At 32.8% G+C, this 4,635-nt stretch carries 6 protein-coding genes; 3 read left to right on the forward strand and 3 right to left on the reverse strand.

The genetic code is table 11. The features are described 5' to 3' along the window. Positions 1–251: 251 nt before the first annotated feature. Positions 252–1,361: a DUF5009 domain-containing protein gene (locus VNJ50_RS03540; RefSeq protein WP_325579113.1), complete on the reverse strand. Its 1,110-nt coding sequence runs from the start codon at positions 1,359–1,361 to the stop codon at positions 252–254. A gap of 150 nt (positions 1,362–1,511) precedes the next feature. Here VNJ50_RS03540 and VNJ50_RS03545 point away from each other — a divergent pair, with 150 nt between their 5' ends. The 3 genes from VNJ50_RS03545 (at position 1,512) to VNJ50_RS03555 (ending at position 3,520) form a co-directional block, all read left to right on the forward strand. Further along, positions 1,512–2,261: a DeoR/GlpR family DNA-binding transcription regulator gene (locus VNJ50_RS03545; RefSeq protein ID WP_325579115.1), complete on the forward strand. Its 750-nt coding sequence runs from the start codon at positions 1,512–1,514 to the stop codon at positions 2,259–2,261. Between the two features lie 80 nt (positions 2,262–2,341). Continuing rightward, on the forward strand, positions 2,342–3,244 hold the full coding sequence (locus VNJ50_RS03550; RefSeq protein ID WP_325579117.1) for an N-acetylmuramoyl-L-alanine amidase: 903 nt from the start codon (positions 2,342–2,344) through the stop codon (positions 3,242–3,244). A 12-nt stretch (positions 3,245–3,256) separates the two neighbouring features. Then, positions 3,257–3,520, forward strand: a complete 264-nt coding sequence (locus VNJ50_RS03555; protein ID WP_325579119.1) for a hypothetical protein — start codon at positions 3,257–3,259, stop codon at positions 3,518–3,520. A gap of 60 nt (positions 3,521–3,580) precedes the next feature. Here the strand turns inward: VNJ50_RS03555 and VNJ50_RS03560 are convergent, their stop codons facing one another. Further along, entirely contained in the window at positions 3,581–4,114 is a 534-nt protein-coding gene (locus tag VNJ50_RS03560; RefSeq protein ID WP_325579121.1) for a protein-disulfide reductase DsbD domain-containing protein, read from the reverse strand. Positions 4,115–4,377: 263 nt separating this feature from the next. Continuing rightward, on the reverse strand, positions 4,378–4,635 hold a 258-nt coding region (locus VNJ50_RS03565; RefSeq protein ID WP_325579123.1), incomplete at its 5' end, for a RagB/SusD family nutrient uptake outer membrane protein.

Below are 4,635 nucleotides of genomic sequence, written 5' to 3' on the forward strand. Positions count from 1 at the left end.
AAAAGCTACAATTTGCCATGGTGATTTACGATCGCCGGTATAATAGGATTCATCGCTTGAGTTTTTCGAAACAAAATGTGAAATCAGCAATAAGATTCCAAAATATAAAATGATGATGATTAAAATTAAGGTAGCACTCATTGATGTGGTTAGTTTATGTTATTTAAAATCTGCAAATCAGAATTTAGGTGAGGTTTTTATATTATTCTTTATTTGGAATGTTCTTGAGATATGTAAAATAATTGATCAAATTATATTTTAATGAAAATTTTATTTCGATACAGAACATAACATATCAACCAAAAAACAATGATATGGCTAATGGCAAACATTAACGACCCATTCATATTTCCAAATGCAGGCGCAAACCATTCTATGAACATGTAATTATATAAGGACATCGGCGATGAACTTCCTGCAACTGGTATTTTGATAAGATAGATAATTGTTTTTGCATATAATCCTGAAAACACAAAAATAAATAAAGGATTGGATCCAAAATGCACAAATGGTTTGGACCAGGTTTGGTATTTTTTATAATCAATAATAAAAATTAAAAAAGCTAAAAACAAGGTCCCCAATCCTGCTGTATATAAAACGTAAGAGCTTGTCCATAATGGTTTGTTAATTGGAAAAACAAGTGCCCAAAGAGCCCCCAAAGCAACCATGATAATACCATAAATCATTAGTTTTCTCATTTTTAGTGTAATCGATTTTTCAATGTCAATAACTTGCCCAATGAGATAACCAATAATTACAGTGCCAATTGCCGGTATAGATGACAGTAAGCCTTCGGGGTCAAACGGAATGCCGAAACCTTTGTAAATATGTTGTTCTCCGAAAAGAAAAAGATCAAATTTTCCAACTACATTCTGTTCTAATGAATACGGATCAGATACGGCTCCAAAGAATAATAATGCCCAATATCCCAATAAAATGCCGGTGAGTATAATTAATAGTTTTTGTTTTTCAAAAGCCAAGCAAAGGATTGCACCTGCACCATAAGCCAACGCTATGCGCTGTAAAACCCCCATGATCCTAACCTTTTCAAAATTAAAATAGGGAAATAAATTAAGCAAAAGCCCTATTATAAAAATGATAAGTGTTCTTTTTATTATTTTGGAAGTGGCAGCTTTGGACAAGCTGGTGCCATATTTTTTAAATGAAAAATAAACGGACATCCCCACAATAAATAGAAAAAATGGAAATACCAGATCCGTTGGTGTGCAACCGTGCCATGCGGCATGTTTTAACGGTGGGTAAATATAACTCCAGCTGCCTGGCGTATTAACAAGAATCATCAACGCAATGGTCATTCCCCTTAAAACGTCCAATGACATTAATCGTTTAGAAGTATCCATAATCTATAATTTGAAGACGTTTTTTAAACCACAATCCCCAAATATATACTATTTTAGCTAATTATGCGCAATTGAATATTAAAACACGCAATATTATGCCTGTATTTAATAAACAAACGCATTATGATTGATTTAGCTAATTAATTTGATATGAAAAAAAAAGAGCGTCAAAAAAAATTGATTGATGAAGTCAGTATTAATAGAAAAGTCTCTTCAAGTTATTTGTCCGAAAAATTACAGGTTTCTGAAGATACCATACGACGAGATATCAAGGAATTAGATGACCAAGGTTTATTGACTAAAGTGCATGGAGGCGCAATTTCCACCATACAAAAGCTCTATCATTATAATGAAGATGTCATATATAATAGAGAAAATAAGGTCCGTATCGCACTCAAAGCCATCCCGTTAATTGAAGATGGAATGGTCATTATAATGAGTGGTGGAACAACTAATTTGATGCTCGCTAAATTATTGCCCAATACCTTAAAAGCTACTATATACACCTATAGTTTACCCATTGCCATGCAATTAACGGAACATCCCCATATTGAAACAATTTTTATTGGTGGCAAAATTCACAGAAATTCCATGGTAACTATAGGCATTGATGTCATACAATACCTTTCAAAACTAAGGGTTGATATTGCTTTTATAGGTGTGAGTGCATTAAGCATTAAACAAGGTATTACCGATGAAGGTTACGAAGTATCGCTAATTAAAAAAGCTATGATCCAAGCTTCAGAACGCGTGGTATATTTGGCAACTTATAATAAACTCGATGTCACACTGAATTATGATGTTTGTAGTTTTAATGAGATCGACACCGTTGTGACCGATTATGATTTGGAAAACCCAATGTTAAAAAGTTATAAAAATGCGGGTTTACATTTAGTGTAGCTACGTTATTGTTCCTTACTAGAAAAAGATTAACATCTTTTGTATTGCTATTAATTTTTAAATATTTAACAATGAAGAAAATGATTACTATAGTTGCTGTGGTTGGACTAATGCTGTCGTGTGCAACTAATCCTTATGCGCCTACCAATAAATTTTATAAAAAACAGACCAAAGTACTTTCAAAAGAATTAGAGATGACACCTCCGCCCCATCCCGGTACAGCAAGCATTTTAAATTATGCCGATCGTTGGGTGGGAACGACCAATTTTAATCTTCGACGTCCAAATATTGTGGTTATCCATCATACCGCTCAAGATTCTGTTGAGCAAACACTTAAAACATTTACTTTAGAGCGCACTCAGGTCAGTTCACATTATGTCATCGGCAAAAATGGAGAAATTTACCAGATGCTCAATGACCTCTATCGCGCTTGGCATGGTGGAAATAGCCAATGGGGCTCCAATACCGATTTAAATTCATCGTCTATTGGTATCGAACTGGACAATAATGGTTTTGAAGCGTTTTCACCTCGTCAGATTGAAAGTTTGTTGAATTTATTGAAAGATCTGAAGGAGAAATATAAAATTCCGACGGCCAATTTTATTGGTCATTCGGACATTGCTCCCACTAGAAAAAATGATCCTAATAGAACTTTTCCTTGGAGAGAATTAGCCAAAGAAGGTTTTGGTTTGTGGCATGATGAAATTCCGATAATAGATCCTGTGTTGGATATAGAAATCCCTCAAGAAATAGAGTTAAGAATCAATGATTCATTAAAAGTTGAAAATCAAGAAATCCCAATACCGCAACCATTAATAGATGTAGATCCAAAAATTGCTTTAAAAATTATTGGTTATAATATAAGCGATTTACCGGCCGCCATCAAAGCTTTCAAACTCCATTTTATTCAAACTGAAGTGGATTCAACGTTAACGGATTATGATTTAAAAGTACTCAATAATCTTTATAAAAAATATTTGTAGAACATATCAATCATGAAAAAAAACAAAACTATTTCTGGATGTTTAGCTGTTTTTGTAGGATACGTTATACTGCTATTTTTAATTGATATTTCATCAAAACCTGACAACGTTCCGGTAGCTTTAAAGCCAATTGAAAGTATTCAAACCTATTTTTTTGGATTTGTTTTTAGCATGGGCACAATGGGATGGATTTTGGGGAGTTTACTTTTAATAGCTTATTTAGCAATATTCTACTTTATTGGAATTAGGTTCCATAAAATCCGATTTAGAAAATAGAAATTCAACAAAATGGGAAGTCGATATCTACTTAAACGAAAGTTAAATTAATGGTTAAACTTAAATTTCAAATGCGACATCCCCATAACCGTTAAGGCATTGTGAATCGTTGCAAGCCATAAATTCAATCTCTCCGACAATTTTAAAATTGCTGGTTTTTACTTTGATTAATTGTTTGAAAACTGCTTTTTTCTCAAAAGATTTGATGTCCATATCAAAAATAGGATCATGAGTTGTGCGTCCTTCTTCTTCTGATACTTTTCCAATCAACTCATAATCGTCGCTATTTTCAAAAATAAAAACGGTGGGCAATGGCCCATTATCGGGAACAACTTGAGAATATAAATAAAAACCTGGATCAATATCTGCCACCATAATTAATTCATAGTCTGTTTCAGACAATTTATTGACTTCTGTAAACCATTTGACCGGTTCAATAATACCAAGGGAACTACTTGTTGTCTCATTGACTGTTTTTACTTCAGAACGTGATTTTTCAGTGGAAACTTCGTCTTTTATAGATTCTTGATTTTTACCTTCTTTTTTGCAACTAATGAAAGCGAAAATTAAACATACCAATGTTATTTTTTTCATGATTTTGGGGTTTAATTAATACCTATTAAGTTTACTTTGTTGTGTGTAAGTTAACATCAAACATATTGTTTTTCAATGTAATAAGCAATTTAAATTTTAAAAAACAGGGACTTTTTTCAGTATTGATAAAGGCAATTATAAAAGTAAATCGAATTTAAACGAATCATTTTTTGAGATGTGCTGGATGATGATCATAAAAAAAGCCTGAAAAATCTAAGATTTTTCAGGCTTTGAAATATTAAACTCTGGTTACGTATTCAGTTTTAATAACCAGGGTTTTGTTGTGCTGCAAGTCCAGGGTTGGCATTGATTTCATTCTCTGGAATTGGTAAAACAATTCTATCAAATGTAACGTCAATTGTTTTATCTCTTTTTGAAATAGGTAAGCCATTAAAATCATCATTGAATGTAATTGGTTTTCCTAAGCGCAGCATATCAAAATAACGCTGACCTTCAGTGAACAGTTCTTTACTTTTTTCATCCAGAATCATATCAATACTGATAGTGCTGGCTGTTGCTGG

Origin of the sequence: Gelidibacter sp., assembly GCF_035577925.1 — a bacterium.
Classification (GTDB): Bacteria; Bacteroidota; Bacteroidia; order Flavobacteriales; family Flavobacteriaceae; genus Gelidibacter.